The 1,154-nt window shown below is 54.9% G+C and carries 2 protein-coding genes; both read right to left on the bottom strand.

The window, feature by feature from the left end; genetic code table 11:
• On the bottom strand, positions 1–266 hold a 266-nt coding region (ihfB, locus tag A3730_RS02570), incomplete at its 3' end, for an integration host factor subunit beta (protein ID WP_063537421.1).
• 67 nt (positions 267–333) lie between these two features.
• Positions 334–1,154 (bottom strand): S1 RNA-binding domain-containing protein (locus A3730_RS02565; RefSeq protein WP_156500826.1); only part of this gene is annotated, 821 nt, incomplete at its 5' end.

Here is a 1,154-nt window from a genome sequence, read left to right as displayed (position 1 = left end):
CGCAGCTCTTTGCCAGGTTTAAAGTGAGGAACGTATTTACCGTGCAGCTCGACGCTGGCACCGGTTTTGGGATTGCGACCCACACGGGGGGCGCGGAAATGGAGGGAAAAACTGCCGAAGCCGCGAATTTCAATGCGACCACCGCCGGCCAGGGAATCGGCCATTTGCTCGATCAAGGTCTTTACTGCCAGCTCCACATCCTTGGGGGACAGCTGCGCTTGCCGGTCGGCAATGCGCTCAATCAGTTCTGACTTGGTTAATGCCATTACAGCTTACTCCCTGGGCTCCCAGCCCAGTGGGGCCGGCGCGATGCCGGCCCCCGGGAGGAGCCGTTTATGACTCGTTGCTGCTTTCCATTTGTTTCTTGATCAAGTCACCAATGGTCTTCGGAGCGTTGGCGTCTTGCTGCTCCTGATGACCTTCGATGGCTTCACGCTCATCAGCTTGATCCTTCGCCTTGATGGACAAGCTGAGAACACGGTTCTTGCGGTCAACGTTGGTGATTTTGGCTTCCACCTCGTCACCGACCTTGAGCACCTCGGTCGCATCGTTAACGCGATCACGGCTGATTTCGCTCGCGCGCAGGGTGGCTTCAACGTTCTCAGCCAGCTCAACAATAGCCGCTTTCGCGTCTACTGCCTTCACAACACCCTTAACGATAGTTCCCTTGTCGTTTGCAGCAACATACTGAGCAAACGGATCATCTGTCAACTGCTTGATACCCAAGGAAATTCTTTCGCGCTCTGCGTCGATAGAAAGTACCACGGTTTCCAGCTCATCGCCCTTGTTGAAGTTACGCACGGCATCTTCGCCCTGCTCTTCCCAGGAAATGTCTGACAGGTGCACCAGACCATCGATGCCGCCTTCCAGGCCGATGAAGATGCCGAAGTCAGTGATGGACTTGATTTTGCCGCTGATGCGCTCGCCTTTCTGGTACTTCTGTTCGAAGGCATCCCACGGGTTGGACTGACACTGCTTGATACCCAGGGAGATACGACGACGATCTTCGTCGATGTCCAGGATCATCACTTCCACTTCGTCGCCGATCTCTACAACCTTGGACGGGTGGATGTTCTTGTTGGTCCAATCCATTTCGGAAACGTGAACCAGGCCTTCCACACCTTCTTCGATTTCGGCAAAGCAGCCGTAATCGG

This window comes from Alcanivorax sp. HI0044 (genome assembly GCF_001634945.1).
Note: the sequence above shows the minus strand (reverse complement) of the source record. Positions and strands in the feature narration are given on the sequence as shown.